The following is a 25,526-nucleotide window of genomic DNA, read 5'->3' as shown; positions in this document are numbered from 1 at the left end:
GGAGCTTGGATTCTGACGCGATGGAGAAGTCTGTGACGACGCTGGGTACGCACCGCAAAGCGATATCCGTGACGGCTGCGGTGCTCGGCGGGGTGCTGGCACTGGGTGGCTGCAGCACGTCGGACGGCGGTGGCGGAGCGGAGAAGGCCAAGTCCGAGACGCGCGGCAAGAAGAGCTCGGTGGCCCGAATAAAGATCGCCGGCAAGGACGGCTCCGAGGGCGCGAGCATCAACACCGCCGGCAAGGTGGTCGTCAGCCAAGGCAAGCTCACCGACGTGAAGTTGACCGCCGTTCAGTCCGGCACGACCGTCGAGGGCACGATGTCCGGCGACCGCCGCTCATGGAAGCCGAACGACCAGCTCGAGCGGGCGACGCAGTACAAGATCACCGCGAAGGCCGAGGACGGCGAGGGCCGCAAGTCGGTCGAGAACTCGACCTTCACCACGGTCTCGCCGACGAACAGCTTCATAGGCACCTACACCGGCGAGGACGGCGCCACCGTGGGCGTCGGCATGCCGGTGTCGATCAACTTCGACAAGGCCATCAGCAACAAGAGGGCCGTCCAGTCCGCGATCAAGGTCAGCTCGACCAGCGGCCAGGAGGTCGTCGGGCACTGGTTCGACGACACGCGCCTCGATTTCCGCCCCGAGGAGTACTGGAAGTCCGGTTCCAAGGTCACCCTCGACCTCAAGCTCGACGGTGTGAAGGGCGCACAGAACATCACCGGCGTGCAGGACAAGAAGGTGACGTTCAACATCGGCCGTTCGCAGGTCAGCACCGTCGACGTCAAGAGCCACAAGATGTCGGTCGTGCGGGACGGCAAGGAGCTCAAGGACATCCCGATCTCCGCCGGCAGCGCGAAGAACCCCACGTACAACGGCAAGATGGTGATCTCCGAGAAGCACAAGGAGACCCGCATGGACGGCGACACGGTCGGCTTCGGCCGGAAGGGCGCCGAGGGGTACGACATCAAGGACGTCCCGCACGCGATGCGGCTGTCGACGTCCGGCACATTCATCCACGGCAACTACTGGGGCGCGCCCTTCGGTTCGGGTAACACCAGCCACGGCTGCGTCGGACTGAAGGACAAGCGCGGCGCGAACGACTCCGGCACCGACGGCGCCTGGTTCTACGAGAACTCGATGATCGGCGACGTCGTCGAGGTGAAGGGCTCGCCCGACAAGACCGTCCAGCCCGACAACGGGCTCAACGGCTGGAACATGAGCTGGGCCGAGTGGAAGGCGGGCTCCGCGGTCTGAAGCCGCGGTCTGAGTCACGGTCTGAAGCCGCGTGACGAGCTGAAGAGCTGAACGAACTCAACGACGAGGGCGGGGTACGGGCGGGCAGCCCGTACCCCGCCCTCGTGCCATGACCGCATGTCCCTCTCCCTCGGCCTCGCGGGCGCGGGCCCCTGAGGGCGCGCGGCACCGCGCGGGGCCGGTACGAGGGACAGCCCCTAGCCGCCGAGCTGGCTCACGACGGTCTCGCAGAACGCCTTGAGATCGTCCGGCTTCCTGCTCGTGACCAGCGGGAACGGTCCGTCGTCGTCGACGACGACCTCCTCGTCGACCCAGTGGGCGCCCGCGTTGCGAAGGTCGGTCTGCAGGCTGGGCCACGACGTGAGCGTGCGGTCCCGCACGACGTCGGCCTCGATGAGCGTCCACGGGGCGTGGCAGATCGCGGCGACCAGCTTGCCGGACTCGCAGAACGTCTTCACCAGACGTACGGCGTCGTCGTCCATCCGCAGCGCGTCAGGGTTGGCGACACCGCCGGGCAGAAGCAGGGCGTCGTACTCGTCGGCCGACGTCTCGTCGACGGTCTGGTCCACCTGGAAGGTGTCCGCGCTGTCGAGGTGGTTGAACGCCTGAATGCGTCCCGCTGTCGTGGAGACGAGGCGCGGGGTGTGCCCCGCGTGCTCCACGCTCTTCCACGGGTCCGTCAGCTCGACCTGCTCGACTCCTTCGGGGGCCACCAGAAAGGCGATGCGCATCTCTCGCCACTTCCCTCCACGCGTCTGGGCGCGAAACGTCGTTTCACTTGCCCGTTCCGGGTCCCCAGCGCGGGAGGGCTCATGCAGGCAGAGCGTGCCGGGCTTGCGGGAGCTGAGCGGAGCCGAGCCGGGCGCGGTGCGGCTCAGGCGGTACGGTCGGCCTCGGCCAGCGGCCGGTGCACGGTGCCGAGCAGCGCCGCGCCGGCCGCGACGCTCACCGCCCCGAGCAGGAACGGCACATGGGCGTTGTAGTGCTCGACGAGCTTGCCCGCCGCGAACGGGGCCAGGCCGCCGCCGATGAAGCGCACGAAGCCGTACGTGGCCGAGGCGACGGGCCGCGGAACCGGGGCGATGCTCATCACTGCCGTGGTCACCAGGGTGTTGTTCACGCCGATGAACGCCCCCGCCACGATGACCGCACCGACGACGACCCACCGCTCGTCGGGGAAGAGTCCGATGAGGGCAAGATCGGCCGCCATGAGGACGAGGTTCCCGTAGAGGGTGCCGGGCGTGCCGAAGCGGCTGCGCAGCGCGGGGGCGCCGAAGACCGCGAAGACGGCGACGAGCAGACCCCAGCCGAAGAAGACCCAGCCCAGCTCGATGGCGGAGAGGTGCATCAGGAAGGGCGCGTAGCCGAGCATCGTGAAGAAGCCCCAGTTGTACAGCAGCCCGGTGACGCTCGTCGTGGCCAGCGCACGGTGGCGCAGCGCGGCCAGCGGCTCCTTGAGGGATTCGGGGCGCTCCGCCGAGCGGGAGGCGGGAAGCAGCACGGCCGTGGCGACGAGCGCACCGGCCATGAGGACGGCGACCCCGAAGAAGGGGCCCCGCCAGCTGACGTCGCCGAGCAGCCCGCCCAGCAGCGGTCCCGTGGCGATGCCGACGCCGAGCGCCGTCTCGTACAGGACGATCGCACCGGCGAAGCCGCCGCTGGCGGAGCCGACGATGACGGCGAGGGACGTCGCGATGAACAGCGCGTTGCCCAGGCCCCATCCCGCGCGGAAGCCGATGATCCCGTCGATGCTGCCGGCCGCTCCCGCGAGGGCGGAGAAGACGACGACGAGGGTGAGCCCCACGAGGAGGGTCCGCTTGGCGCCCAGACGGCTGGAGACCCATCCGGTGATCAGCATCGCCACGGCCGTCACCACGAGGTAGCTGGTGAACAGCAGCGTCACCTGGCTGGGAGTCGCGTCGAGCCGGCTGGAGAGCGCCGGGAGGATGGGGTCGACGAGTCCGATGCCCATGAACGAGATCACGCACGCGAAGGCCACTGCCCAGACGGCCTTCGGCTGGCGGAACGGGCTCTGCGAACGCCCCTGACCCGGTGAACGCCCCTGACCCGGCGGACTGGCCGGACTCTGCGGACCCGGCCGGCTCTGCCCGGGTTCGGTGTGCGGCTTCGCGTCCGCCCGGGGCGGGGCGGGAGGGGCGGTGTCCCGGGCCGGCCCGGGGGCGGAGGTCTCCGGCCTGTGCATCAGGGGCGTCCCTTCGACGTCATGGGTGCCCGCCGTCGGGGCCGCGGCGGCCGCGCATATATGTGTACGCACCAACGGAATATATGGGTGCCCATTACATCTATTCAATCGGGCCCTGGCCGGCTTGCGGCGAAAGTGCGGGGGAGGCGGCTCGAATCGGTCGGTGCGGGGACCGAGTTTCTGAAATCGATTTCGTGAAGAAGTGCGCACGTTGTTGAGTTTTCAGTGGTCCAGAGCGGTTCCGTCGGGCGGGGCGTAAAGCTGCAATTGTCCCCTTCAGTTAGGGGATTCTCTGACGTGCACCTTTGTGCGCAGAGTAGGAAAACCGGCGTTCATTGACGTGTCAGCGTCAGGCTTGTACGGTCCCGCACGAAATCGATTGCTCGCTCAGCCGCCGGTCACCCCAAGGCCATCGGAGTGGCGAGCGTTACAGGGTTCCGCACCAGCAGGGACGCGTATCTACGCGCGTACCTGTCCCCACCTGGAAGGAAGATTCCCCATGTCGATCACCACGAAGATCAGACGCAAGACGGTCGTCCGGAGCGCCACCGCCCTCGCGGTGGGCATGCTCGTCGCGGGCGGGCTGGCGGTCAACGCCTCCGCCGGCGAGACCCCCGCCAAGGAGCACCGCTCCAACGCGCAGATCCTCGACGAGAAGTGCGCCGTTCCGCCGAACCACGACCCGGCGATCATCAACACCGTGCACGATGTCGCGACGCAGCGCGGGGTCACCGAGAAGGTCATGCTCGCGGCCTTCGAGGCCGGCTGGGTCGAGTCCCACATGCACAACCTCAACTGTGGCGACCGCGACTCCCTCGGCGTCTTCCAGCAGCGTCCGAGCGCCGGCTGGGGTACCCCCGAGCAGATCCTGGACCCGGTCTACGCCACCAACGCGTTCCTGGACCAGGCCATCCCGAACGACGCCAACAACCCCGGCTTCACCGCCGGTGAGCTCGCGCAGAGCGTCCAGCGCTCCGCCTTCCCCGAGCGCTACGACCAGGCCGAGGGCAAGGCTCGCGAGATGATCGCCGAGGCCGCGGGCAGCTGACCCCGGAACCATCTCCCGCCCGGCCGGTACCGCTCACCGGCCGGGCACCCCGCCCGGGGCGACGACCGGCGGGCGGGCAACGTGAGACACCCGGGAGCACGTGAACCCGGGCGGGGAGACGCGGGTCTCCCTCCTGTGCGACGGCGGCGCGTGTCCGTCCTGCCCGCGGCTCGGTGCGCGGGCGGGACGCGGCCGTGGCCGCTTCCCTCCGCCGGGCCCTTCCGGCCAGTCCGCCGAGGGGGCCCCGCGGGACCCGCCGCCTCCGCCCGCCCTCGGCCCTTCTCCGGGGTCCCAACCCCTTCCCGGCCCTTCGCGGGCGGCGCCTCGAACCTCGTCAGACGTCCTCGTCCATGCGGATGGCCGACCTCAGGCTCTCGTGCGCCTTGCGGGAGTTCGGCCCGTCCTCGTCCAGTTCGAGCAGCACCGCGGCTATCGCGTCGAGCTTGCGCTGCAGAGCGTGCTCGGCCCGCCGTTCCGTGTTCTTCAGCAGGGCGAGCAGCAACAGGCTCACAGCGGCCATCATGTCGCCCACGAAGATCATCCAGGGCACCGGGACGGGGACGAAGTGCACGGTGACGAAGGCGCCGATCAGCAGCACGCAGAAGCAGTAGAAGGCAGGTGAGCCGGTGACGTTCGACGCCGACTCGGCCATGCGCTCGAAGCGGCCCCGCCGGTCGCCCCCGCGCTCAGCGGGATGCTGGAGTGTCATGGTCGTCCGTCCTGTCCGTGCCGGAGGCTGTGGCCGGGCGTCTACCCGTCCCTGACCGGCGGATTCACAGGACCTCGAGGGCTCCCGGTCGCGGGGGTGCGGCAGCGGGCGGGCTTCAGGGGCGCTCCCGGCCGGTGACCGGGGCCGGAATCCGCAGGGCCTCGACGGCGGCCGCGGGCGCGTCGGCGAAGAACCGGACGGCGGCGGCCCGTGTCCGGCGGCCGAGAGGACGTACGACGGTGACCGGCCCGGTCAGTTCCACCGTGACGTTGGTCTGCGAGGCGACCGGCACGGCACACCGTCCGTCCTCGACGGAGAGCAGGCCCTGTTCGTCGTACCTGCGCGACGTCCGGACCGAGGAGATCAGGGTGCGGGGGATGCGCAGATCCACGAACACCCCTGATCTGACGCGCAGTTCATGTGCGGTGACGACGTGCGGACGGGTCACCCGTGCCGCGAGCAGGGCGAGGACCGCGAGCAGCGAGTAGCCGTCGAGAAGCAGGAAGACGGCGCGGAGCCCGGCCGGGGCGTCCAGTTCCAGCAGCAGGACCTCCATGCCTGCGGCCTCGACCGCCATCACGAACGCGAAGGCGAGCAGGGTAGAGAACTGCTCTTTCGCGTACGGCACGGCGACGGCGCCGGGAGGCACCCCGTTCCTGCGGCGGGCGGTCCAGAGCAACAGGGCGCCTGCCCCTGCGAGTTCGAAGGACAGGATCCTGCGTACCTGCACCGGTACGAGCTGACGCACGGTGGTCCGCAGCGCCGCCCGGCGGTCCTCGCCCCGCCGGCGCGCGCGGGCGAACTCGCGTCGGCCGGTTGCCAGTTCGGCCAGGAGCACCAGCGCGACCGCCGCTTCGGCCGCCACGGTCGCCGCAGCCGGAAGCCGGACTCCGGAGACGAGCAGCACCCCGAGAAGCAGCTCCACGGGGAGTACGGCGAGCAGGGCCGCCCGGGAGAGCCGCAGCATCATGCCCCCTCCTGGATTCTGGCCACGAAGCGGCGGAAGACCTCGAGTTGGGCCGGGTCCAGCTCCTCGGACAGGCTCTCCAGCCACGCCGCCTCGCCGTCGGCCGGCCCGATGTTCCAGGGCGTCTCCGTCCCGGCGTCGCCGAAGCCCCCGTCCGCCAGGTGCTGCCTCATGAGGTCCGCCGCCTCGTCCGGGATGTGCGCGGCCAGGTCGTCGGCGAGCCGGGCGACGCGCGGATCGTCCGGTGCGGCTCCGGCGAGTCCGTCGAGCCGCTCGTAGAGGGCCTGGGCCCGTGCGACGGCCGCGGGTGCGGTGAGCGGGCGGAGCATGCCGATCAGCCCTTCCTGCTCCTCCGGCCCGGCGAGGCCGCACACGAGCGTCAGCATCTCGCGGTCGAGCTCGGCGAACTGCGAGCCTCCGGCGGGCAGTTCACGAAGCACCTCGGCCATCTCCGGGGAGACCGCCACGTCCGGACGGGGTTCCGCCTCCGCGAGGAGGGCGGCGAGCCGTTTCCTGCGCGCGCCGATCGTCTCCTGCTGCCTCGCCAGGTCGGCGTCGAGCTCCATGAGCACCTCGCGGAGGTCGCGGCCGCGGTCGTCCGCCAGTACGTCCCTGATCTCGTCCAGGGAGAGGCCGAGCTCCGCCAGGCGCCGTACGCGTGCGAGGGCGACGGCGTCGCGCAGCCGGTAGTCGCGGTATCCGTTGGACAGCCGGACGGGCTCCGGGAGGAGCCCGAGACCGTGGTAGTGCCGCACTGTCCTGGTGGAGACGCCTACCAGGGCGGCGAGCTCGCCTATTCGCATGTCCCGATTGAAGACCTTGACGCAACGAGAAGGTCAACAGGCCGGTGCGGGAAGCGGCGGCCGGGGCGCCGGCGGGAAGGCCGCCGCGTGCGCAGTGTGGAGCCCCTCAGGGCAGCGAACGCGGCACCGGACCAGGCGTACCCGCGGAACTCGCCGCACCCGTCGTGTCCGCCGCACCCGTCGTGTCCGCCGAACCCGCCAGGACCGCGGTGACCACCTTGTGCACCGCCGCCTGCTCCGGAAGCGGCCCCTCCCGGTCGGCGAAGAGCAGATGCACCGCGCCGATCAGCGTGGAGGCGAGCGTGGGGACGTCGGCGTCCGCCGCGAGGCGGTCAAGGGCGCGCTCGGCGTCGAGGTACGCGGCCAGCGCGGCGGCGGCCTCCGCCAGGACGGGCACGCCCGCCGGTGTCGCCGTCCGCAGCCGGGCGCGCAGGCCGTCGCGGGAGGTGACGAGGGCGACGACCGCCACGGCGACCGGCTCGAACAGGGCCGTCAGCGCCGCCGAGAGGTTCCCGGCGACGGTGCCGGTCCCGGCCGAGCCGCGCAGCGCGGAGGCCTGGCCGTCCATGCGGGCGATTCGGTCCCGGACGAGTTCCGCGAGGAACTCGTCGAAGTCGGCGAAGTGCCGGTGCAGTACGCCCTTCGCGCATCCCGCCTCGGCTGTGACGGCCCGGCTGGTCAACGCGTTCGGGCCGTCCCGGAGGAGGACGCGCTCGGTGGCGCCGAAGAGCTGTCGGCGCACGTCCCGCATGGCCACGCCGGTCGGCATGCCGCACACCCTTCGTCCTGGTCCAGGTCCAATTCCCGTCCCCAGAGCGCCTGTTGACGAGTGGGCACCCGCCCACGATAGTGGGCGGGTGCCCACTTTCTCGCACTCCGGGAACGAATCCCACCCCCAGGTCGCGGCGTCCTTCGGCGTCGACACCGAACGCTACGACCGGGCCCGCCCCCGCTATCCCGAAGGCATGGTGCGGCGCATCGTCGCCGAGAGCCCCGGCACCGACGTCCTCGACGTGGGCTGCGGGACCGGCATCGCGGCGCGGCAGTTCCAGGGCGCTGGCTGCCGGGTCCTCGGGGTCGAGCCGGACGCGCGCATGGCCGCGGCGGCGCGGAACCGCGGACTCGAGACCGAGGTCGCGACGTTCGAGGGCTGGGACCCCGCGGGCCGGCTGTTCGACGCCGTAGTCGCGGGCCAGTCATGGCACTGGGTGGACCCCCTCGAGGGTGCGTACAAGGCCGTGGACGTGCTGCGCCCGGGCGGCCGGTTCGCCGCGTTCTGGCACGTCTTCCAGCTTCCGCCCGAGGTCGCGGAGGGCTTCGCCGCCGCCTATCAGCGCGCCGTGCCCCACGCCCCGGCCGAACCTCCGTCGGCGGAGCAGCTGATGAGCGGGTACGAGACGTTGTTCGCCAAGGTGGCCGACGGCCTCTGGGAGACGGGCGCCTTCACCGAACCGGAGGAGTGGCGCTTCGACTGGGAGTACCACTGCACGAGGGACGCGTGGCTCGATCAGCTTCCGACCCTCGGGCTCCTCACCTCGCTGCCCCCGGACAAGGTCGCGCAGGTGCTGGAAGGCGCGGGGGCCGCCGTCGACGTGGTGGGCGGCAGCTTCACGATGCGCTACACGACGGTGGCGGTCACGGCGGACTGCCCCTGAACGGCACACGCCGTGTCCGTACGCGCCGCTTCCCGTACCCGTCGCTTCCCGCACGCGCCGCCGCGGATCACCTCAGCTCGACACCCGTCCCGCCGAGACCGCAGTACCCGCCGGGATTCCGCTCCAGGTACTGCTGGTGCCGGGCCTCCGCCGGATAGAAGGGGAACGACCCGGCGGGGACGATCTCGGTGGTGATGTCGCCGTAACCGGCCCGCCGCAGCGCCTCCTGGTACGCGGCGCGGGTCTCCTCCGCCGCCTCCCGCTGGGCGGGGGAGTGCCAGAAGATCATCGACCGGCAGTGGGTCCCGATGTCGTTGCCCTGGCGGAAGCCCTGGGTGGGATCGTGCGACTCCCAGAACAACTTGAGCAGGGCCGCGTACGTCACCTCGGACGGGTCGAACACCGCCCGCACCGACTCGGCGTGACCGGTACGCCCCCCGGCGACCTCTTCAGAGATGGGGTGCGGCGTGCTGCCGCCCTGGAAGCCGACCAGCGTCGTCGACACCCCGGGCGTCCGCCAGAAGCGGCGCTCGGCGCCCCAGAAGCAGCCGAGTGCGAACTCGGCGACCTCCAGGCCCTCCCGGTAGGGGCCCAGCAGCCGGGTCCCCAGCACTGCGTGGCGCTCCGGGACGGAGAACATCGGCTCGCTGCGCCCGGGCAGCGCCTCCCCGGGGCCGGGGAGGCGAAGGGTGAAGTCGCTCAGCATGGCATCTCCGTCGAAGGTCGCGTGTGGGGCGGCATCGGGGCAGCGGGTCGATGGGGCGTCGGGCGGTGGAGCGGCCCGGCGGCAGGGGTCCAACCCGGTCTCGTGCCCGTCCGGCTCCTACCCCGCCCGGCAGGCCCCCGAAGCCCCGTACCCTGAACCGTCCCGTGCTCCAACCGCCATGGCAAGCAGGCGCGTTGGGCGCCGCGCCCCGGCGCGCCGCCGGCTTACCGCCAACTTACGCAAAACCCCCGGGTCGTCCGTCCCGCTCAGCTCAGGCTGACCGGGATGATCGCCTGCTCGTCGTCGAAGAAGAACCACGCGCCGCCGGTCGCGAAGTTGGGCACGTCGTCGACGGTGGCCCGGCCCTCCGGACTGGCCAGGATCGCTTCGAGGGCCTCACGGGACTCCGCGTAGAGGCCGACGATCATGTAGTAGGGCGGTTTCCCGCCGTCCTCGGCCGCCTCGCAGTGGCCGATCGTCCACCCCGTGAGCCCCTTCATCTTCCGGGCCAGGGGGATGTGCGTCTCGGCGTAGTACGCGTCGAAGGCCGCGGGGTCCTCGGGGTGTCCGTAGAGGACGGTCAGCCGGTACATGCGGTGTGCTCGCTCCTGCCTGTCGTCGTGCCGGCGCCGGTCCGCGGACAGGCCGGCGCACCCATGCCTGCGTGTATGTGCCGGACAGCGACGGCTTACTCCTCGTTGCGTGGATATGGCTGATTGTCGAGGGGTGTCCTCAGCCGGGACGCAGGCGGGCCGGGCTCAGGCGGGCCGGGGCAGGGAGGTGAGCCAGGAGGTGAGGAGTTCGTTGACGTCGTCGCGGCGTTCCTGCTGGATCCAGTGGCCGCAGCCGTCGAGGACGTGCGAGGAGACCAGCCCGGGCATCGTCGTCGGGAACGCCTGGATCGCCTCGGACATCCAGGTGGTGGAGGCGTCCAGCGCCCCGCCGGCGAACAGGGACGGCTGGGTGAGGGGACTGCCGCGGAACCGGGCGAGGTCCTCCCAGTCCCGGTCCATGTTCCGGTAGCGGTTCAGCGCCCCGGTCAGCCCCGTCCGCTCGAACTCCCCGGCGTATACGTCGAGATCGTCCTCGCTGAGCCAGGCGGGCAGCGGCCCGGAGGGGAAGCGCTCGCGCAGCGTCCCTCCGCGGCTGACGAAGTGCGGGTCCGGCGCGCCGGGTCCGGGCATGGTGCCGGAGGAGAGCGCGGCGTAGAAGCCCCCGAGCCAGCCACGGACGTCGGGTTCGATCTCGGCCTCCGCCCGGCCGGGCTCCTGGAAGTAGGAGACGTAGAACTCGTCGTCGCCGCCCATCTCCGCGAAGATCTCGCTGGGCCGCGGGCCGCCGGGCGGCGCGTAGGGGACGCTGAGGAGTCCGGCCGCGCGGAACACGTCCGGCCGGACGAGAGCGGAGTGCGCGGCGATCGTCGAGCCCCAGTCGTGCCCGACGATCACGGCGGTCGACTCACCGAGCGCCCGCACCACGGCGACGTTGTCCTCGACGAGGTCGAGCATCCCGTACGAGGCGGCGTCGGCGGGCCTCGACGAACGCCCGTACCCGCGCACGTCGACGGCGGCGGCGCGGAATCCCGCCGCGGCCAGCGCCCCCAGCTGGTGGCGCCACGAGTACCACGACTCCGGGAAGCCGTGGACCAGCAGCACCAGGGGCCCGGCGCCCTGTTCCACCAGGTGGGTCCGGCCCGCGGGCGAGGGGACCAGGCGGTGTTCGGCGCCGGTGACGCGGGCGGGCTGCGGCATGGTTTCCTCCCGTGGATGGCCGGTGTGGCGGCTCCGAGGGGCGGCCCCGCCGGTGACGGCGGCTCGCGTGCCCCGGGCTCGGCCACGAGCATGGGGCAGAGGCCGGGGAGTTCCCGCATTCCGTTGCCGTGTCGGCAACTTCGCACGGTCCGGAGCCGATCACCGGCTCCACCCCGCGACGCCCGGCCCCCTCCGTACGGGCCGGCAGCCGGTTCGGATCCACGGGCGCGCAACACCCGTTCCGGATCGGGGATTTCGCGTCCGCGTCCGGGATTTCGCGTCCGCGTCCGGGATTCGCGTCCGCGTCCGGGACTTCGCGTCCACGTCCGGGCGTTCGGGCGGTCACCCGCGCGCCCGAACGTGGACGCGCCCCCGCGACGGCAGCTCACACCCCTGCCCGTGAACCGGGGGCAGGCACCCGGCGGCTGAGGCCCGCAGACCCGTGAGCCCGTCGCCCCACCCGTAGGCGTTGCCGAACAGTCCGTAGCCCAGGCCGTACCGGACGGGCATGCCCAGGACGGGGTCCGTGCCCCAGGAACGCGGCGCAGTCGGCGCCGGCGTCCACCGGCTCGGCCGAGGGACGATCAGCCGTCCGCCGGCGCGACCCCGACCGGGCAGCTCACGCCCGTGCCGCCGATGCCGCAGTAACCCGCCGGGTTCTTGTCGAGGTACTGCTGGTGGTAGCCCTCCGCGGGGTAGAAGGGGAAGGGAAGTCCCCGACTGAGAGAATCTCGGTGGCTATCCCGCTCTATTCCGCCTCCTGCAGGGCGTGCCGGTAGACGACGCGGCCCTCCTCCGCGACGGCCCGCTGGACGGGGGAGCGACAGAGAAGACCTTCGAGCTGCCGTGCGTACCGATTTCGTTGCCCTGTCGGAAACTCTGAGTGGGGGTGTGAGGCTCCCAAATGGCTGAGCAACACTTCGTACGGGACCCGCGAGGGGGTCGAAGACGACGCGCGCTGTCTCGGCGTGGCCGTACGGCCGCCAGCGACCTCCTCGGAGTCCATCTCCATCCGTCAGCCGCCCTGCCGGCCATCGTGCAGGTCCACCGCCGCCTTGGATCCGCCCTCGGGCGCGAGCGTATGTATGACGGTCTCCAAGAGGTCTGCCGCACGCTTGCGTGTTTCTGGGGCTTCCAACGAGCTCAGCAGTTCGTTCACTCGTGCCCGAACTACGGAGATCTCATCCGTTTGAACCTGCGCTGCCTCCGTGCGTATGACTCCAACCATCAGATGGAAGGCTTGAAGCACTGACTCGGCCTTGGACGCAGGGTCTCCAGTGGAGAACTGAAGGTCGGCGAAGCGGTCAATCCACCAGACGGGCCCGAGTCGCTTGTCGAGCAAGCGCTCCCTGAGCACCTCAAGTCGAGCGGTTTCAGCTGCCTCACTTACTTGCAAGTCCCTTGCTGCAACCGCTCGTTGATGGGCTGAAGCCAGCATTTGCTCCGAAGCACTCAGCTGTACACGCCCGGAGACAACCAGCCGGGGATCGGAGTCGATCTCCTCCGACAGCCTGCTGTTGACCGCGTCTTGTGCTTCCTTGATGAGGAGCAGGTTGTAGCGCCCTGTGACCTCCGCCGCGGCATCCCTGAGCAGGGTGCGAGCGACTTCGTCCCCGTGCAGAAGCGCACCTTGGTCTGTCGAGCAGCGCCAGCTGTAGGTGAAGATGGCTTCGAAGTTCAGATTGCTCTCGGCACTTTCAAGGTGGGTGGGGAAGGAACTGAAGGGTGGCCGACTCGGCTTATGGTGCCGAGCGCTTCTCTCGGTCATACCTCGACGGAACAACATTCCCCCCTCACGCAACCTGTTGCGTGTCGCCATAGGACCGACGTGCGGCGGACTCACGAACCTGTTCTACGAACCGAGTACGCAAATTGGCACGGAACGGACTGGACCCGCCTATGACCCTGTCGAGGTCGTCACCCAATGCATCGGCGTGCTCCGTGAAGATCACGCTTATGATTTCTTCAACTGCCACCGGAGGAAGTTCATTTGCGTCGGCTGCTTCGCACCACCTGTCCAAGATGTGGGAAGCCTGGTGACGAAGTTCCACCCGGCGCCAGACAGCGCGCCACCCGTCCGAAAGCAGCTGTCGCACGCTGCGGCCGGCAGTCCCTTCAAGAGCGAGAAGCCCCCGAATCGGAGCAAGAGAGTCCGTAGCGGTAGTGTGATCGAAGATTTCCAGAAACATCTTCCCGCTTCGCTCACTGGCCTGGGGTGCGCACACCCACTCAACGATCGTCTTCAGCGCGCGAGCAGACAACTCCCAGTCGGCTAGCATATGCCTCAATGATGCGACGGCTTCCTGTCGCACCTCAGGAATAGTGTTCTCGTCTAGAACGTACTCCAGCCGCTTCAGAGCAATACTCGGGTAGTCACGGCCGAGCGCTCCACGGCACACCGATACAACGGCGCGCTGACGTTCAGGCATAGTGTGACCTCTCGCCCAGCCACTCAACTCCCGGCGAACGCGTGAGCCTGTCGCAGGGTTGACGGCTAGACGGGATAGCACGTCGACGGCGAGATCCGTGTAGCGGGCACGGTCTGCGCGCAGCCACTCCTGCGTGAGTTCAAGTACAGCGTCGGGCCCTTCAGTAGCGGCCACTGCTGTTAGCACTTCGGCTAGCCGGCTGAGATGACCCTCCGCAATACCCCTTGGCTTGCTGATCTCGGAAAACCAATCCGACAGAACGGGAACCAGCTGTGGCCGGTTGCGCCAGAGGTGCCTCAGCAGGGCATGACTGATGCCGGGACGAGAGGCACTGATCGATACCGTACCGTCCTGTGCGAAATCAATCTCTGCCGCCTTACAGCGTTGAGTATCGTCAGCACCGGCCAGTGGCCCGCCCACTCGCGCAGGCCAATTGAGACTCGGTGAGGCCAGTAGGGCATCAGCTGCGTCCAGAACTACCCGAGCTGGTGCGCCGTCGAGACACGCAGCAGAGATCTGCTGGGCGCGCTTTTCCGGCGCGTCTGAATCGCTGCCTCCGAACCATTGGGCCAGTTTGTGCTCCCAACCGAGGTAACGGTCCAGGCTCTCGGTGTCCTCTGGCCCCTTGGACTGGATCACAATGTCGGCGAAGCGAACCGCTTCTTCTGGAGATTGGTCGCCACCCAACTTCCCGGCAAATATGCTTTCTCCTTCCCGCAGCCATGCAGTTCGTGCGTGTCGTTCAGGGTGATTGGCTATACGGCGGAGTGCGACGTCCAAGGCGGGGGGCCGCAGGAGCTGCAAGACAGGTACTGTTGCCAGTTCGCTCGTGGCAGCCAGTGCGCCGTTGCTGAGATGCTCGCCGGCGATGATGACCAAGCAGGTGCCAGAAGAACGCGCCTTCTCGGCGTAATCGGGCAAGTTCTCGAAGAAGGAAGTGTCCAATGGTTCCTGGACGCCGGTGAGATTGAGCAGGTATCCCACACCGGGCCTGCATGGAATGCGCGACACTTCCGGCTGTTCCCAGTCCGGGAAGAGTTCAAAGATCGGCCGGTCCGCGGGTAGCCAGCGGTCGAGCTGCTTGAGCGCTGCCGTACGTCGGCCGCTCGATCCATCTGACGTAATCACGAGGACTCCGGGACCGGACATCGAGTCTGCGCTGAAGGGTTCAGGGGTGGGATTTGTACTGCGCATACGTGGCTGTACAAAGAGTCTTTCACTCAGAACGCTGTGACGGGCCACGGGGTGTGGACGCAGCTGCTCCAGCCCGGTGATGTAGTAGATGTAGTTGTCGCGGCCCGCGATAAACGCATCGCGCCCTGCACTGACATCCTCCAGGCGGATCCCGGACGTCTGGCCGCTGGTTTCTGACTGCGCCTCCCGTGGGTCTTGGGAGGGGGTGTATTCGTCGCTTTCGTAAGTCACTTTCCCTCCTCCTTGGTCACATAGCTGTCGCGGCCGCTCATAATGAAGTCGCCTCCAGCGCGGATGTTGGTGAGGTTGTTGTGAGGGGTTTTCTGAGGGGGAGGCGAACTTGCCTCATCGGCGAGGGCGCGGACGGCCTTGCTGGCCTCTGCGGACTTACTTGCAATAGAAGTAAGCTCCGCTGTTGCGCGTTCTGCGAAGGTTGTGGTGAGGGCCTTGCGCTGTGCAGGGCTTGTGGCAGTCAACGCCTGCTGGAACGCATCGAGTTCTTCGAGTAGATCTTTGCGTTTCTCCGGTTCGTGTCGAGAGAACAGCGCCTTACATCGGGCCCGTACATAGCCCCAGGTGTCTGTTGCCATAGCGCCTACAACGGCAGTACCAGCCATGGCGGCGATCTCAGTTGGCGTAAGCATGCGTGAGTCTCCCTCCAGTGTTGTTGCAGTCGACGTGCAGCTGTCGACCTCCTCCGTCAAGCCTCGGATCTCGGCTGGACTATGTCCTGGCAAGTGGATCCATGCGTAACCTGTGAAATCGTCCTGCTGGATGTGCACCTTCATGTACTGCTCCGGATCGAGCCCTTGCCCACGCAGACGGACCACGTCCTGATAGACGCGGTCGGAAAGGATGACGGCGAGATTCGTCGAGCTGGTGGCTTTCAGGACACTCTTGAGCTGCGGTGCATTCAGGAAGCGAGCAACGAAGACCGGAGCGGGACCGCTGTGGCCGAGCGGGGCTGTACGTGCCACGCCGATCTCAATTGCGAGCCGGAGGCGCATGCGTTCCTTTTCAGGCCGGAATGCGTTGCGCTCGTTCAGCGCAGCATCAAGGTGCCGTATGAAGTCACTGAGCACCACTGATTCCGGTGTGTCAGGAGGAAGTACGGCGAACTCCTGGTCACCCTGTGCCTGGCGTTCCCATGAGGCACGGTCCAGCCCGCTTAGTAAGGCAGCCTCTTCGAGTACACGTAGAAGGTCGGCCTGCACGACCTCCTGCTGGAGGGTGTCCAACCTGCTGTATTTCTCTACGTCGGTCGCCATACACAACTGGCGCGTGAGGATGTCGTGTGACGTCATGAGACACCTGTCTGATCGTGAGCTGGGCCGTGGCTCGTCACGGGCTCGGGGCGTCAACTGTGCGACCAGACAGCGGGAAACAGTGAGCGAACCGTATTAATACGGTTTCCGGAGACGCTACGAGAGGCTGGGGGGGAGCTGAGCGATCTTGCGTAGACGCTGAAGGTTGAGCACGGTGATCCGCCGATACCCCGTCGTGAGCAGACCTTCCTGGCGTAGTTCGCGCAGTGCCTTGTAGATGGTCACTTCGCGGGAACCCGTCAACGCCGCCAGCTCGGGCTGAGTGAGGGTGACACCGATGACCAGGCCTCGAAGCACTGGATGTCCATATGACGCGGCGAGTTCTGCGAGTACTCGGGCCAGCCGTACTTTGGCCGGATAACCGCCGAACTCGATTCGACGTTGATTGGCCCACCGCAACCGCTGGGCCACGATTCCGGCGAGGGTCATAGCTGCATCGGGGTGATCTTGGAGGAAGCCTTGCAGGTCGGAGCTCTGGACTACGGAGGCCGTGATCTCGCCACATGCCGTCACTGTTGCGGACCTCGGGGCGTGATCCATGGCGGCCATCTCCCCGACTACGTCACCACCCACGCGAATGGCTAGCAGAGCCTCGTCGCTGTTGTCCCGTCGGGCCGTGACCTTCGCGAACCCGGAGCGTATTAGCACCACGTGACTAGAGAGGTCGCCCTCCTCGATCACGGTCTCGTCTGCTACGTAGCGGCAGCTCGTGCCGAGTCGCAGGAGTTCAGCACGGAGGCGGCTCGGCAAGTCGCCGAGGAAGGTACCGGTGGGCCAGTTATCGAAGGAAGGAGAGGTGCACCTAGGCTTGCCTGTTCTGGGGGGATCACTCGGGGAGTCGTACCTTGACACCAACGCTGCCCCCCCAACAGCACCCATTGCGTGACTGGTGCTCAGAACCGGCCAGGTGCATCCGATGCTGGCAAGTCCAGGACAGCAGTCATCAGATGCGCAAACAAGGGCATACATTCGGCCATGGAGTGATGGCCGGCCGGTCAGGAGAGGTGTGCTCAGGGGGCGCGGCGCCGTCGGGTGTGGTGGCTTTGCGCCGCGGGATTCAGCGGTCGTCGAGGTCTTCCCAGAAGTTCATCTGGCCGGTAGTCCCTCTGCCCGGTCGGCAGGCGCCAACTCATCACGCGCGGCGGCGGTTTGGAGTTCTAAGAGAAGGCGGCGCGAACCGATGAAGCGCGGTTCTTGGCCGTTCAGTCGCCTTTCGGCGCGACCCCGACCGGGCAGCTCACGCCCGTGCCGCCGATGCCGCAGTAACCCGCCGGGTTCTTGTCGAGGTACTGCTGGTGGTAGCCCTCCGCAGGGTAGAAGGGCCGGTCGAGCGCCGGGAGGATCTCGGTGGTGATCTCCTTGTGCCCGGACGCGGTGAGGACCTTCTGGTAGGCGTCGCGCGACGCTTCCGCCGCCGCCTGCTGGGCGGGGCCGTGACTGTGGATCGCCGAGCGGTACTGGGTGCCGGTGTCGTTGCCCTGCCGGAAGCCCTGAGTCGGGTCGTGCGACTCCCAGAAGAGCTTGAGCAGCGTCTCGTACGAGACGCGGGCGGGGTCGAAGACGACGCGTACGCCCTCGGTGTGCCCCGTCCTGCCGGAGCAGACCTCTTCGTACGTCGGGTTCGGGGTGTGGCCGCCCTGGTAGCCGACCAGCGTCGTCCACACGCCGTCCGTCCGCCAGAAGACGCGCTCAGCGCCCCAGAAGCAGCCCATGGCGAAGTCCGCCACCTCCAGGCCCTCCGGGTACGGGCCCAGCAGCGGATTGCCGAGCACCGTGTGGCGGTCGGGGACGGAGAACTCCCGTTCCGGGCGGCCCGGGAGGGCCTCCTCGGCCGTCGGGAGGTGATGGTTTCGGCTGCCGAACAACATGGCGGAACTCCCGTCGTACGTACGCGGTCTCGTGCGGTCAGACGCCCGGGTTGCGCCGCTCCCCGCCCCCGGACGGCGAAGCCGGGGCGGGGGACGGGCCCGCGGGCGCCGGGGAGGAGGCGGAGGCGGAGGACCGCTCGGCCTTGTCCGCCCCTGCCGGCTGCTCCTCGAAGTCGACCTTGTTCATGTGCCGGTGCATCGACTTCATCAGCATCCACACCGCGAGGCCCATCGCGGCGAAGACGAGGAAGCCGAGGACGCCCGGCGTCACCTTGTTCTCGTCCAGTTCCTTCGCCAGCGGGAGGAGCTGGGCCGCGGCGTTGTGCGTCGGACTCATCAGGGTCATGTGTTCAATTCTCCCGGATGCCCGCGAAGAGGTCGCCCTCGGGTAGCGAGGTCTCCACGAGCGACTTCGCCAGCTCGTACTCCTCCGTCGGCCAGACCTCCCGCTGCACGTCCATGGGGACCCGGAACCAGCCGCCGTCCGGATCGATCTGGGTGGCGTGGGCGATCAGGGCCTTGTCGCGGATCTCGAAGAAGTCCCCGCAGGGCACGTACGTGGTGATCTCGCGTTCGCGCCCCATCGACTTCCACCGCTCCAGCCACTCCCCGTAGGGAGAGTCCAGACCGCGCTCGAGCAGCGCCTCGTGGAGCGCCTGGGTGCGGGGCCGGTTGAACCCCTGGTTGTAGTAGATCTTCTGCGGCTGCCAGGCGGGACCCGCCTCCGGGTACTTGTCAGGGTCTCCCGCGGCCTCGAAGGCGGCCATCGAGATCTTGTGGGTCATGATGTGGTCGGGGTGCGGGTAGCCGCCGTTCTCGTCGTACGTCGTCATCACGTGCGGCTTGAACTCGCGGATGAGGCGCACCAGGGCGCCCGCCGCGACGTCCACGTGCTGGAGGGCGAAGCAGCCCTCCGGCAGCGGCGGCAGGGGATCGCCCTCGGGGAGGCCGGAGTCGACGAAGCCGAGCCAGGCCTGCTTGACGCCCAGGATCTCCCGGGCCTCGTCCATCTCCTTCTTCCGTACCTCGTGGATGTGCTCCTCGATGTACGAGTCGCCCTGGAGCTTGGGATTGAGGATGGAGCCCCGCTCGCCTCCTGTGCAGGTCGCGACCAGCACGTCCACCCCCTCGGACACGTACTTGGCCATGGTGGCGGCGCCCTTGCTCGACTCGTCGTCGGGGTGCGCGTGCACGGCCATCAGTCGCAGCTGGTCAGTCAAGACTCGGTCCTCGTTAACTCGTCACGGCAGGCGACTCCTATAGTGACCGAATCGGCACCCCGATGTATTCCCGATTGCTGACCGCCCCCGAGCGACGGAAGTGGACCCGGCCATGGCTGACCTGCGAGCTGACGCGGGCGAAGAGCGCGCCCCCGGTTCTGCGGTGCCGCCCGCGGGCCGGTACGGGAGCACGGGAACGGCCGCGGAGCGGGATGCGCGCACGGACCGCAGGCTCAAGGCCGTCGGCGCGGTGCTGGGGGTGCTGGGCCTGGCGGTCCTCGCCTGGATCGGCGCCGGCTACATCTCCTCGCAGAAGGTCAGCGGCGAGATGATCAAGTTCAAGGTGGTCTCCGGCCGTACGGTGGAAGTACACGTCGAGGTCCGCAAGGACGCGGAGACCGAAGGCGTCTGCACGCTGCGGGCGCTGTCGTCCGACGGCGCCGAGGTGGGGCGGAAGGACGTCCCCTTCGCGGCCGGTGAGGACCGCGTGGACACCGTGGCCTCCGTGCGCACCACGACGCGCGCGACCAGCGCCGAACTCATGGGGTGCGAACCCCGGGGAACCGAAGGTCATTGAGGCCGCACGCAGCGTCCGCCCTTCTTCCCTTTTGAGCCTGAATTGTTAGGCTCGTAGTTTCCGCCCCACCCTGAAGGCGCAGCCTCATGGGCAGGGCGATGTTTTTATTCCCAGTACCGACGAGGAGCACCTGTGACCCAGACCAGCGACAACGTCACCTGGCTCACCCAGGAGGCGTACGACCAGCTCAAGGCCGAGCTGGAGTACCTGTCGGGTCCTGCACGCACCGAGATCTCCAAGAAGATCGAGGCGGCTCGCGAGGAGGGTGACCTCCGCGAGAACGGCGGGTACCACGCGGCCAAGGAGGAGCAGGGCAAGCAGGAGCTGCGCGTGCGGCAGCTGGAGCAGCTCCTGGAGAACGCGAAGGTCGGTGAAGCTCCCGAGGACACCGGTGTGGTGGCCCCCGGCATGGTCGTGACGATCGCCTTCGACGGCGACGAGGACGACACGGTGACCTTCCTGCTCGCCTCACGCGAGTACGCGAGCTCGGAGATCGAGACCTACTCCCCGCAGTCGCCGCTGGGCAGCGGCGTGAACGGCAAGAAGGTCGGTACGGAAGCGGAGTACGAACTCCCCAACGGCAAGATGGCCTCGGTGAAGATCCTCCAGGCCAAGCCCTACCAGGGCTGAGCGCCCGCGGGCTGCCGCCCGGGACCGCACGCGAGTGGGCCCCGGCCTCGAGGCCGGGGCCCACTGCCATGCCCGCCGGGCGACTCGGGGACGCTCAGGCTTCCGCCGGTCTTGCTCCGGCGGCCCGCCGGCCGCCCTCCGGTCTGTCCGGCGCTCAGGCCGTGGCGGACTTGTACTTGCGCACCGCGAGAGTCCGGAAGAACAGGATGATCGCGATCGACCAGATCAGCGAGGCCCACGCCGGGTGCTGCATCGGCCAGGCGTCGGGCACCGGGTAGTTCGGCGGGAGGTTGCCGAACAGCTCGCGGCAGGCCTGCACGGTGGCGCTGAACGGGTTCCACTCGGCGATGTGCCGCAGGACCGTCGGCATGTTCTGCGACGGCACGAAGGCGTTCGAGATGAACGTCAGCGGGAAGAGCCAGATGAGCCCGCCCGAGGTCGCCGCCTCCGGCGTGCGGACCGACAGGCCGATCAGCGCGCCGATCCAGGTGAAGGCGTAGCCGAGGAGAAGCAGCAGGCCGAACCCGGCGAGCACCTTCAGCCCGTTCTCATGGGTGCGCCAGCCGACGAGCGCCGCGACGACGGCCAGCACTATCAAGGTCAGGGCGGTCTGGACGAGGTCCGCGATCGTCCGCCCCGTGAGGACCGCGCCGCGCGCCATGGGCAGCGAGCGGAAGCGGTCGATGAGGCCCTTGTGCATGTCCTCGGCGATGCCCGCGCCCGCCCCGGCGGTGGCGAACGTGACGGTCTGGGCGAAGATCCCGGCCATCAGGAACTCGCGGTAGAGGCCCGGATCGAGGCCCGCGCCCGGCAGGTTGATGGAGCCCCCGAAGACGTAGCTGAAGAGCACCACGAACATGATGGGCTGGAACAGCCCGAAGATGACCACCTCGGGGATGCGCACCATGCGGATGAGGTTGCGCTTCGCCATGGTCAGCGAGTCGGTGACGGACTGGCGGAGGCCGCCGCCGGCCGGGGCGGCCGGACGGGGGGCCGTCGGCGCCGTGCTGGTGGCAGTCACTTGACGGCCTCCTTCTTCTGCTTCCTGGACTTCCGCTTCTTCTTGCCGCCGGCCGCCTCGGTGGCGTCGCCCTCGGCCGGCGCGGTCTCCTCGTCCTCGGCTCCGTGTCCCGTGAGGGTGATGAAGACGTCGTCGAGGGTGGGACGGCGCAGCCCGATGTCGTCGATCTCGATGCCGCGCGAGTCGAGTTCGCGGATGACCTCCGCGAGCAGCTTGGCGCCGCCGGTCACGGGGACGGTGAGCCTGCGGGTGTGCTGTTCGACGGTGACGCCGCTCTGCGCGGCGCCCTGCACGCTGTGCGCGGCGAGCAGAGCCTCTGCCGTGGGGATCTGGCCGCGGTCGTGCACCACGACCTCGATCCGCTCGCCGCCCGTCTGTGCCTTGAGCTGGTCGGACGTGCCGCGGGCGATGACCTTGCCGTGGTCGACGACGGCGATGTCGTGCGCGAGGCGGTCGGCCTCCTCCAGGTACTGCGTGGTGAGCAGCAGCGTCGTGCCCCCGGCCACCAGGTCCTCGATGACCTCCCAGAGCTGGAGCCGGTTCCGGGGGTCGAGGCCGGTGGTCGGCTCGTCCATGAACATCACGGGCGGACGGACGACCAGGGCGGCGGCGAGGTCCAGCCGGCGGCGCATGCCGCCGGAGTACGTCTTGGCCGTGCGATCCGCCGCGTCCGAGAGGTTGAACCGCTCCAGCAGTTCGGCCGCGCGTGCTTTCGCCTCGCGTGCGGGGAGCTGGTAGAGCTGCCCGACCATCTGCAGGTTCTCCCTGCCGGTCAGGTATTCGTCGATGGCGGCGAACTGGCCGGAGAGGCCGATGGAGCGCCGCACCTCGTGGGGCTGCTTGAGGACGTCGAGTCCGGCGACGACGGCCTTGCCGCTGTCGGGCGTGAGGAGGGTGGTGAGCACCCGCACGGCTGTGGTCTTGCCGGCGCCGTTCGGGCCGAGCAGACCCAGCACGGTGCCCTCGGGGACGTCGAGGTCGACGCCGTCCAGTGCCCTTACCTCGCCGAAGGTCTTGACCAGACCCTCGGCGTAAATGGCGCCTGGCATAAGTGGGCTCCCAGGTGTGGAGAGGCGAGTGGTGACTGGTGGGTGCCGGACATGTCCGGCACGCGAAGTGAACAGCTGTCTCTGCGGACTACGCAGAGCAGCAGTATCCGTGAACGCGATACATCGCGTCAAGCAATCGCGACAGTCGCGAGTGTGGCGCGAGTTCCCCCCTCGGTCCGGCGCGCTCTCCGGGTGCCGCGGGCGGGTGTCTCAGCGGGTCGGGACCACCTTGTAACCGGCCGCGCGCAGGGTGTCCGCGACGTCGGTGCAGTGCTCCGGGCCCTGGGTCTCCAAGTGCAGCTCCACCTCCACCTCGTCCAGCCCGAGCCGCGGATCGGTCCGTACATGGCTGACGTCCAGGACGTTAGCGTCCACCACTGACAACTCCTGGAGGAGAGCCGCCAGGGCCCCCGGACGGTCCGTCAGCCGCAGCCGCAACGACAGGTAGCGGCCCGCCGCCGCCATGCCGTGCCGCAGAGTCCGCTGCATCAGCAGCGGGTCGACGTTGCCCCCCGAGAGCACCGCCACCACGGGCCCCTCGAAGGCGTCCGGCTGGGAGAGCAGTGCGGCCACCGGGCTCGCGCCGGCGGGCTCCACGACGAGCTTGGCGCGCTCCAGGCAGAGCAGGAGTCCGCTGGACAGCGCGTCCTCGGACACCGTACGGACCTCGTCGACGAGGTCGCCAATGATTTTGAAGGGCACGTCCCCGGGGCGGCCCACCTTGATGCCGTCGGCCATGGTCGAGACCGACTCCAGGGTCACCGGCGCGCCCGCGGACAGCGACGGGGGATAGGCGGCCGCGCCCTCGGCCTGCACGCCCACCAGCCGTACGTCCGGGCGGAGTTCCCTGACGGCCACCGCGATCCCCGCGAGCAGCCCGCCGCCGCCCACGCCGACCACGATCGTGCGGACCTCCGGGCACTGCTCGAGGATCTCCAGCCCGAGCGTGCCCTGCCCCGCCACGACGTCGCGGTGGTCGAAGGGGTGGATGAAGACGGCGCCCGTCCGCTGCGCGTGCTCGCGCGCGGCGTGCAGCGTCTCGTCGACGACCTGGCCGTGCAGCCGGACCTCCGCCCCGTAGTCGCGAGTCGCCGCGACCTTCGGCAGCGGCGCGCCCTCCGGCATGAACACGGTGGAGGCGACGCCGAGGAGCGAGGCCGCCAGGGCCACGCCCTGCGCGTGGTTGCCCGCGCTGGCCGCCACGACTCCGCGGGAGCGCTCCTCGTGGGTGAGGCCCGCGATGCGCACGTAGGCGCCGCGCAGCTTGAAGGAGCCGGTGCGCTGCAGGTTCTCGCACTTGAAGTGGACGGGCGAGCCGACCAGGGACGTGAGGTGGCGGCTGCCTTCCATCGCCGTCGTCCGGGCCACGCCGGAGAGCGTCTTCTGCGCGGCCCGTACGTCCTCGACGGACAGCGCGGGCGCATCGGAGGGGGAGACCATGCGGCCAGTCTCGCAGCTCGACGCCGGAAGAGCCCCGCAGGATACCTCCCCGCACGGGTTCACGCAGCGGAGGCACGGCCCGCGCCGTCGCCGCGTAGGCTGGTCAGCACAGACCGAGTACGTCAGCGAAGTCGGTCAGGACCTCGTCAGCCAAGTTCGTTACGTGCCCTTGGACACTTCCTAAGAAGCGAGCACCTCGGTATGCCCACGCAACCGGACACGATGACTCACGACAGCCCGGACGGTGCCTCCGGGGAACACGAGGCCGCGGGCCCCGTCCTCGACGCCATGCAGCATCAGGTCGCCGTCTTCGCGCGCCGCGCGGAGCAGACGCGGCTCGGCGGGCTCGGGCAGGCGCGCAACTCCATGGACCGCGCGGCCTACCTGCTGCTCAACAGGCTCGACCAGGTCGGCCCCATGGGGGTCAAGGCGCTCGCCTCGGGCATGGGCATCGACTCCTCCACCGTCACCCGGCAGGTCGCGCCCCTCGTCGACGCCGGGCTGGTCACGCGCACCACGCACCCGGAGGACGGCCGCGCCGTCGTCCTCAGGCTCTCGCCGCACGGCTCTTCGCGCTTGGAGCAGGTGCGGTCCTCGCGCCGCGAGCTGATGGCGCTGCTGACGGAGGACTGGAGCGAGGACGAGCGGGAGACGTTCTGCCTGCTGCTGACCCGCTTCAACGCGGCGATAGAGGGGATACAGCCGTCCGCCGTTCCGAGCACGCCCGCCTCTTGATTTGATCAGCCCTGCTGCCGTCCTATGGCCATAGGCGCCGCAGGGCGGGTGGGAGGCGCACACGGTGGGTGACCGGCGAGAACGACGGGAACGCCGCCGAGTCCGTGAGTTCGAGTCGTTCGTCGCGGGCGCGGCAGGCAGGCTGCTGCATGCCGCCACGCTGCTCACGGCGGAACCGTCCGGAGCCGCTCCGGCCGCGCAGCAGCTCCTCGTGGGGGCTCTGTCCCGTACGTACGCGGACTGGGACCGATTGCGCGGCGAGGATCCGTACGAACACACGCGGCACGACCTGGCGGTGCACTTCGCGCACCACGCCTGGCGGTACCGGCGGCCGCGCGGCGGGCTGCTGGGGCGGCTGCCGCCGCAGGAGCGGCTGATGCTGGTGCTGCGGCTCTACGAGGGTGTGGCGGAGGAGCAGGTCGCCGCCACGCTGGGACTTCCGGTCGAGCGTGTACGCGAGCTGTCCAAGAGGGGGATGGCGGCGATGCTGAGCAGCGCGGAGGCGGGCGGCGACGGCCGCCAGGGCATCCGGCGCCTCGTCTCCGGCGCGGTGTTCCGCGAGGCGGGGGCGCCGGATTCCGGCGGCCTGGGCGGCGCGAGGAGAGGCGAGCGTGCCGGACGGGACCCGGAGGGCGTCGCATGAGACTTCCCGACCGCAAGGAGACCGAGGTGCGGGCCATGCTGGAGAGCGGCACACCCGGCCCCGTACCGACGGACCTCGCCGAGCGCGCGATGCTGCTCGGGCTCCGCACGGCGCACCGCCGGCGCACGGCGCAGTGGCTGCTGTGGATCTTCTTCGCGGCCGCCGTCGCCTTCGCGGTGTGGGCAGCGGTCACCGAACCCTGGGTGGGGCCGCCGCAGCAGACGACGCCGCCTCTCGGCTGGTAGCGGCGGCCGTCGACGCCTGTGAGCGCTGGGGCTTCGTGAGGCCGGCGGC

The 25,526-nt window shown here is 69.2% G+C and carries 27 protein-coding genes; 8 read left to right on the top strand and 19 right to left on the bottom strand.

Going from position 1 to position 25,526, the window contains the following annotated elements:
- Positions 1-20: 20 nt before the first annotated feature.
- Positions 21-1,259 carry a L,D-transpeptidase gene (locus IEY56_RS17585; RefSeq protein WP_189038166.1) on the top strand — a complete coding sequence of 413 codons (1,239 nt, stop codon included), beginning with the start codon at positions 21-23 and terminating at the stop codon, positions 1,257-1,259.
- Between the two features lie 197 nt (positions 1,260-1,456).
- On the opposite strand, the gene IEY56_RS17580 is transcribed toward IEY56_RS17585, so the two are convergent.
- Together IEY56_RS17580 and IEY56_RS17575 are read right to left on the bottom strand one after the other, a co-directional pair.
- Positions 1,457-1,990, bottom strand: coding sequence for a type 1 glutamine amidotransferase domain-containing protein (locus IEY56_RS17580; RefSeq protein ID WP_189038165.1), 534 nt, complete (start codon positions 1,988-1,990; stop codon positions 1,457-1,459).
- A gap of 143 nt (positions 1,991-2,133) precedes the next feature.
- Positions 2,134-3,243: an MFS transporter gene (locus IEY56_RS17575; protein ID WP_229711970.1), complete on the bottom strand. Its 1,110-nt coding sequence runs from the start codon at positions 3,241-3,243 to the stop codon at positions 2,134-2,136.
- Positions 3,244-3,961: 718 nt separating this feature from the next.
- Between IEY56_RS17575 and IEY56_RS17570 the strand changes: the two genes are divergently transcribed.
- A complete protein-coding gene (locus IEY56_RS17570) occupies positions 3,962-4,510 on the top strand; it encodes a hypothetical protein (RefSeq protein ID WP_189038164.1) in 549 nt (182 codons plus the stop codon).
- Positions 4,511-4,844: 334 nt separating this feature from the next.
- Here IEY56_RS17570 and IEY56_RS17565 read toward each other — a convergent pair whose 3' ends face one another.
- From IEY56_RS17565 to IEY56_RS17550, 4 genes are all read right to left on the bottom strand, one after another.
- Entirely contained in the window at positions 4,845-5,219 is a 375-nt protein-coding gene (locus IEY56_RS17565; RefSeq protein ID WP_189038163.1) for a hypothetical protein, read from the bottom strand.
- Between the two features lie 115 nt (positions 5,220-5,334).
- Positions 5,335-6,189 carry a hypothetical protein gene (locus IEY56_RS17560; RefSeq protein WP_229711969.1) on the bottom strand — a complete coding sequence of 285 codons (855 nt, stop codon included), beginning with the start codon at positions 6,187-6,189 and terminating at the stop codon, positions 5,335-5,337.
- Entirely contained in the window at positions 6,186-6,989 is an 804-nt protein-coding gene (locus IEY56_RS17555; protein WP_189038162.1) for a MerR family transcriptional regulator, read from the bottom strand. Before IEY56_RS17555 ends, IEY56_RS17560 begins: the two co-directional genes overlap by 4 nt.
- Positions 6,990-7,095: 106 nt before the next feature.
- Complete coding sequence (locus IEY56_RS17550; RefSeq protein WP_189038161.1) at positions 7,096-7,758, bottom strand: TetR/AcrR family transcriptional regulator; 663 nt, start codon at positions 7,756-7,758, stop codon at positions 7,096-7,098.
- Positions 7,759-7,846: 88 nt separating this feature from the next.
- Between IEY56_RS17550 and IEY56_RS17545 the strand changes: the two genes are divergently transcribed.
- A complete protein-coding gene (locus tag IEY56_RS17545; protein WP_229711968.1) occupies positions 7,847-8,644 on the top strand; it encodes a class I SAM-dependent methyltransferase in 798 nt (265 codons plus the stop codon).
- Between the two features lie 67 nt (positions 8,645-8,711).
- On the opposite strand, the gene msrA (IEY56_RS17540) is transcribed toward IEY56_RS17545, so the two are convergent.
- From msrA (IEY56_RS17540) to mca, 10 genes are all read right to left on the bottom strand, one after another.
- Positions 8,712-9,350: a peptide-methionine (S)-S-oxide reductase MsrA gene (gene msrA, locus IEY56_RS17540; RefSeq protein WP_189038159.1), complete on the bottom strand. Its 639-nt coding sequence runs from the start codon at positions 9,348-9,350 to the stop codon at positions 8,712-8,714.
- 266 nt (positions 9,351-9,616) lie between these two features.
- Positions 9,617-9,943, bottom strand: coding sequence for an EthD family reductase (locus IEY56_RS17535; protein WP_189038158.1), 327 nt, complete (start codon positions 9,941-9,943; stop codon positions 9,617-9,619).
- 165 nt (positions 9,944-10,108) lie between these two features.
- On the bottom strand, positions 10,109-11,101 hold the full coding sequence (locus IEY56_RS17530) for an alpha/beta fold hydrolase (protein WP_189038157.1): 993 nt from the start codon (positions 11,099-11,101) through the stop codon (positions 10,109-10,111).
- 1,015 nt (positions 11,102-12,116) lie between these two features.
- A complete protein-coding gene (locus IEY56_RS17520) occupies positions 12,117-12,869 on the bottom strand; it encodes a hypothetical protein (protein WP_189038156.1) in 753 nt (250 codons plus the stop codon).
- A gap of 25 nt (positions 12,870-12,894) precedes the next feature.
- Positions 12,895-14,955 (bottom strand): hypothetical protein, encoded by a 2,061-nt coding sequence (locus IEY56_RS17515; RefSeq protein WP_189038155.1) that lies wholly within the window; start codon positions 14,953-14,955, stop codon positions 12,895-12,897.
- Positions 14,952-16,028, bottom strand: a complete 1,077-nt coding sequence (locus tag IEY56_RS17510; protein WP_189038154.1) for a hypothetical protein — start codon at positions 16,026-16,028, stop codon at positions 14,952-14,954. Before IEY56_RS17510 ends, IEY56_RS17515 begins: the two co-directional genes overlap by 4 nt.
- 117 nt (positions 16,029-16,145) lie before the next feature.
- Positions 16,146-16,928, bottom strand: a complete 783-nt coding sequence (locus IEY56_RS29245) for a Crp/Fnr family transcriptional regulator (protein WP_189038153.1) — start codon at positions 16,926-16,928, stop codon at positions 16,146-16,148.
- Positions 16,929-17,251: 323 nt separating this feature from the next.
- The gene (gene msrA, locus IEY56_RS17500; RefSeq protein WP_189038152.1) at positions 17,252-17,917 is read right to left on the bottom strand and encodes a peptide-methionine (S)-S-oxide reductase MsrA; all 666 of its coding nucleotides are present in this window, start codon (positions 17,915-17,917) and stop codon (positions 17,252-17,254) included.
- Positions 17,918-17,954: 37 nt separating this feature from the next.
- Positions 17,955-18,254 carry a hypothetical protein gene (locus IEY56_RS17495; RefSeq protein WP_189038282.1) on the bottom strand — a complete coding sequence of 100 codons (300 nt, stop codon included), beginning with the start codon at positions 18,252-18,254 and terminating at the stop codon, positions 17,955-17,957.
- Positions 18,255-18,267: 13 nt separating this feature from the next.
- Positions 18,268-19,137 carry a mycothiol conjugate amidase Mca gene (gene mca, locus IEY56_RS17490; protein WP_189038151.1) on the bottom strand — a complete coding sequence of 290 codons (870 nt, stop codon included), beginning with the start codon at positions 19,135-19,137 and terminating at the stop codon, positions 18,268-18,270.
- 112 nt (positions 19,138-19,249) lie between these two features.
- Here mca and IEY56_RS17485 point away from each other — a divergent pair, with 112 nt between their 5' ends.
- Entirely contained in the window at positions 19,250-19,714 is a 465-nt protein-coding gene (locus IEY56_RS17485) for a DUF4307 domain-containing protein (RefSeq protein WP_189038150.1), read from the top strand.
- A 132-nt stretch (positions 19,715-19,846) separates the two neighbouring features.
- Positions 19,847-20,344 (top strand): transcription elongation factor GreA, encoded by a 498-nt coding sequence (greA, locus tag IEY56_RS17480; protein ID WP_045862885.1) that lies wholly within the window; start codon positions 19,847-19,849, stop codon positions 20,342-20,344.
- Positions 20,345-20,498: 154 nt separating this feature from the next.
- Here greA and IEY56_RS17475 read toward each other — a convergent pair whose 3' ends face one another.
- The 3 genes from IEY56_RS17475 to ilvA all read right to left on the bottom strand — a co-directional run bounded on the left by IEY56_RS17475 (position 20,499) and on the right by ilvA (position 23,854).
- Positions 20,499-21,365, bottom strand: coding sequence for an ABC transporter permease (locus IEY56_RS17475; protein WP_373292112.1), 867 nt, complete (start codon positions 21,363-21,365; stop codon positions 20,499-20,501).
- Positions 21,362-22,414: an ATP-binding cassette domain-containing protein gene (locus IEY56_RS17470; RefSeq protein ID WP_189038149.1), complete on the bottom strand. Its 1,053-nt coding sequence runs from the start codon at positions 22,412-22,414 to the stop codon at positions 21,362-21,364. The genes IEY56_RS17475 and IEY56_RS17470 overlap by 4 nt, the downstream gene beginning before the upstream one ends.
- Before the next feature lie 210 nt (positions 22,415-22,624).
- Complete coding sequence (gene ilvA, locus IEY56_RS17465; RefSeq protein ID WP_189038148.1) at positions 22,625-23,854, bottom strand: threonine ammonia-lyase; 1,230 nt, start codon at positions 23,852-23,854, stop codon at positions 22,625-22,627.
- A 201-nt stretch (positions 23,855-24,055) separates the two neighbouring features.
- Here ilvA and IEY56_RS17460 point away from each other — a divergent pair, with 201 nt between their 5' ends.
- The 3 genes from IEY56_RS17460 to IEY56_RS17450 all read left to right on the top strand — a co-directional run bounded on the left by IEY56_RS17460 (position 24,056) and on the right by IEY56_RS17450 (position 25,477).
- Positions 24,056-24,589 carry a MarR family winged helix-turn-helix transcriptional regulator gene (locus tag IEY56_RS17460; RefSeq protein ID WP_189038147.1) on the top strand — a complete coding sequence of 178 codons (534 nt, stop codon included), beginning with the start codon at positions 24,056-24,058 and terminating at the stop codon, positions 24,587-24,589.
- 64 nt (positions 24,590-24,653) lie between these two features.
- The gene (locus IEY56_RS17455) at positions 24,654-25,232 is read left to right on the top strand and encodes a sigma factor-like helix-turn-helix DNA-binding protein (protein WP_189038146.1); all 579 of its coding nucleotides are present in this window, start codon (positions 24,654-24,656) and stop codon (positions 25,230-25,232) included.
- Positions 25,229-25,477, top strand: a complete 249-nt coding sequence (locus tag IEY56_RS17450; protein WP_189038145.1) for a hypothetical protein — start codon at positions 25,229-25,231, stop codon at positions 25,475-25,477. The genes IEY56_RS17455 and IEY56_RS17450 overlap by 4 nt, the downstream gene beginning before the upstream one ends.
- Positions 25,478-25,526 lie beyond the last annotated feature (49 nt).

This window comes from Streptomyces daqingensis, assembly GCF_014645895.1.
Lineage (GTDB): Bacteria > Actinomycetota > Actinomycetes > Streptomycetales > Streptomycetaceae > Streptomyces > Streptomyces daqingensis.
This window is presented reverse-complemented; position numbering and strand designations above follow the sequence as displayed.

Excerpts from the sequence above, each read along its gene's own strand:
- IEY56_RS17585 (WP_189038166.1), top strand. The coding sequence starts at position 21 with ATGGAGAAGTCTGTGACGACGCTGGGTACGCACCGCAAAGCGATATCC.
- IEY56_RS17510 (WP_189038154.1), bottom strand. The coding sequence starts at position 16,028 with ATGACGTCACACGACATCCTCACGCGCCAGTTGTGTATGGCGACCGAC.
- msrA (WP_189038159.1), bottom strand. The coding sequence starts at position 9,350 with ATGCTGAGCGACTTCACCCTTCGCCTCCCCGGCCCCGGGGAGGCGCTG.
- IEY56_RS17495 (WP_189038282.1), bottom strand. The coding sequence starts at position 18,254 with ATGAGTCCGACGCACAACGCCGCGGCCCAGCTCCTCCCGCTGGCGAAG.
- IEY56_RS17535 (WP_189038158.1), bottom strand. The coding sequence starts at position 9,943 with ATGTACCGGCTGACCGTCCTCTACGGACACCCCGAGGACCCCGCGGCC.
- IEY56_RS17550 (WP_189038161.1), bottom strand. The coding sequence starts at position 7,758 with ATGCCGACCGGCGTGGCCATGCGGGACGTGCGCCGACAGCTCTTCGGC.
- IEY56_RS17485 (WP_189038150.1), top strand. The coding sequence starts at position 19,250 with ATGGCTGACCTGCGAGCTGACGCGGGCGAAGAGCGCGCCCCCGGTTCT.
- IEY56_RS29245 (WP_189038153.1), bottom strand. The coding sequence starts at position 16,928 with ATGGGTGCTGTTGGGGGGGCAGCGTTGGTGTCAAGGTACGACTCCCCG.
- IEY56_RS17520 (WP_189038156.1), bottom strand. The coding sequence starts at position 12,869 with ATGACCGAGAGAAGCGCTCGGCACCATAAGCCGAGTCGGCCACCCTTC.
- IEY56_RS17565 (WP_189038163.1), bottom strand. The coding sequence starts at position 5,219 with ATGACACTCCAGCATCCCGCTGAGCGCGGGGGCGACCGGCGGGGCCGC.
- IEY56_RS17570 (WP_189038164.1), top strand. The coding sequence starts at position 3,962 with ATGTCGATCACCACGAAGATCAGACGCAAGACGGTCGTCCGGAGCGCC.
- IEY56_RS17555 (WP_189038162.1), bottom strand. The coding sequence starts at position 6,989 with ATGCGAATAGGCGAGCTCGCCGCCCTGGTAGGCGTCTCCACCAGGACA.
- IEY56_RS17560 (WP_229711969.1), bottom strand. The coding sequence starts at position 6,189 with ATGATGCTGCGGCTCTCCCGGGCGGCCCTGCTCGCCGTACTCCCCGTG.
- IEY56_RS17580 (WP_189038165.1), bottom strand. The coding sequence starts at position 1,990 with ATGCGCATCGCCTTTCTGGTGGCCCCCGAAGGAGTCGAGCAGGTCGAG.
- IEY56_RS17530 (WP_189038157.1), bottom strand. The coding sequence starts at position 11,101 with ATGCCGCAGCCCGCCCGCGTCACCGGCGCCGAACACCGCCTGGTCCCC.
- IEY56_RS17450 (WP_189038145.1), top strand. The coding sequence starts at position 25,229 with ATGAGACTTCCCGACCGCAAGGAGACCGAGGTGCGGGCCATGCTGGAG.
- msrA (WP_189038152.1), bottom strand. The coding sequence starts at position 17,917 with ATGTTGTTCGGCAGCCGAAACCATCACCTCCCGACGGCCGAGGAGGCC.
- IEY56_RS17460 (WP_189038147.1), top strand. The coding sequence starts at position 24,056 with ATGCCCACGCAACCGGACACGATGACTCACGACAGCCCGGACGGTGCC.
- ilvA (WP_189038148.1), bottom strand. The coding sequence starts at position 23,854 with ATGGTCTCCCCCTCCGATGCGCCCGCGCTGTCCGTCGAGGACGTACGG.
- IEY56_RS17470 (WP_189038149.1), bottom strand. The coding sequence starts at position 22,414 with ATGCCAGGCGCCATTTACGCCGAGGGTCTGGTCAAGACCTTCGGCGAG.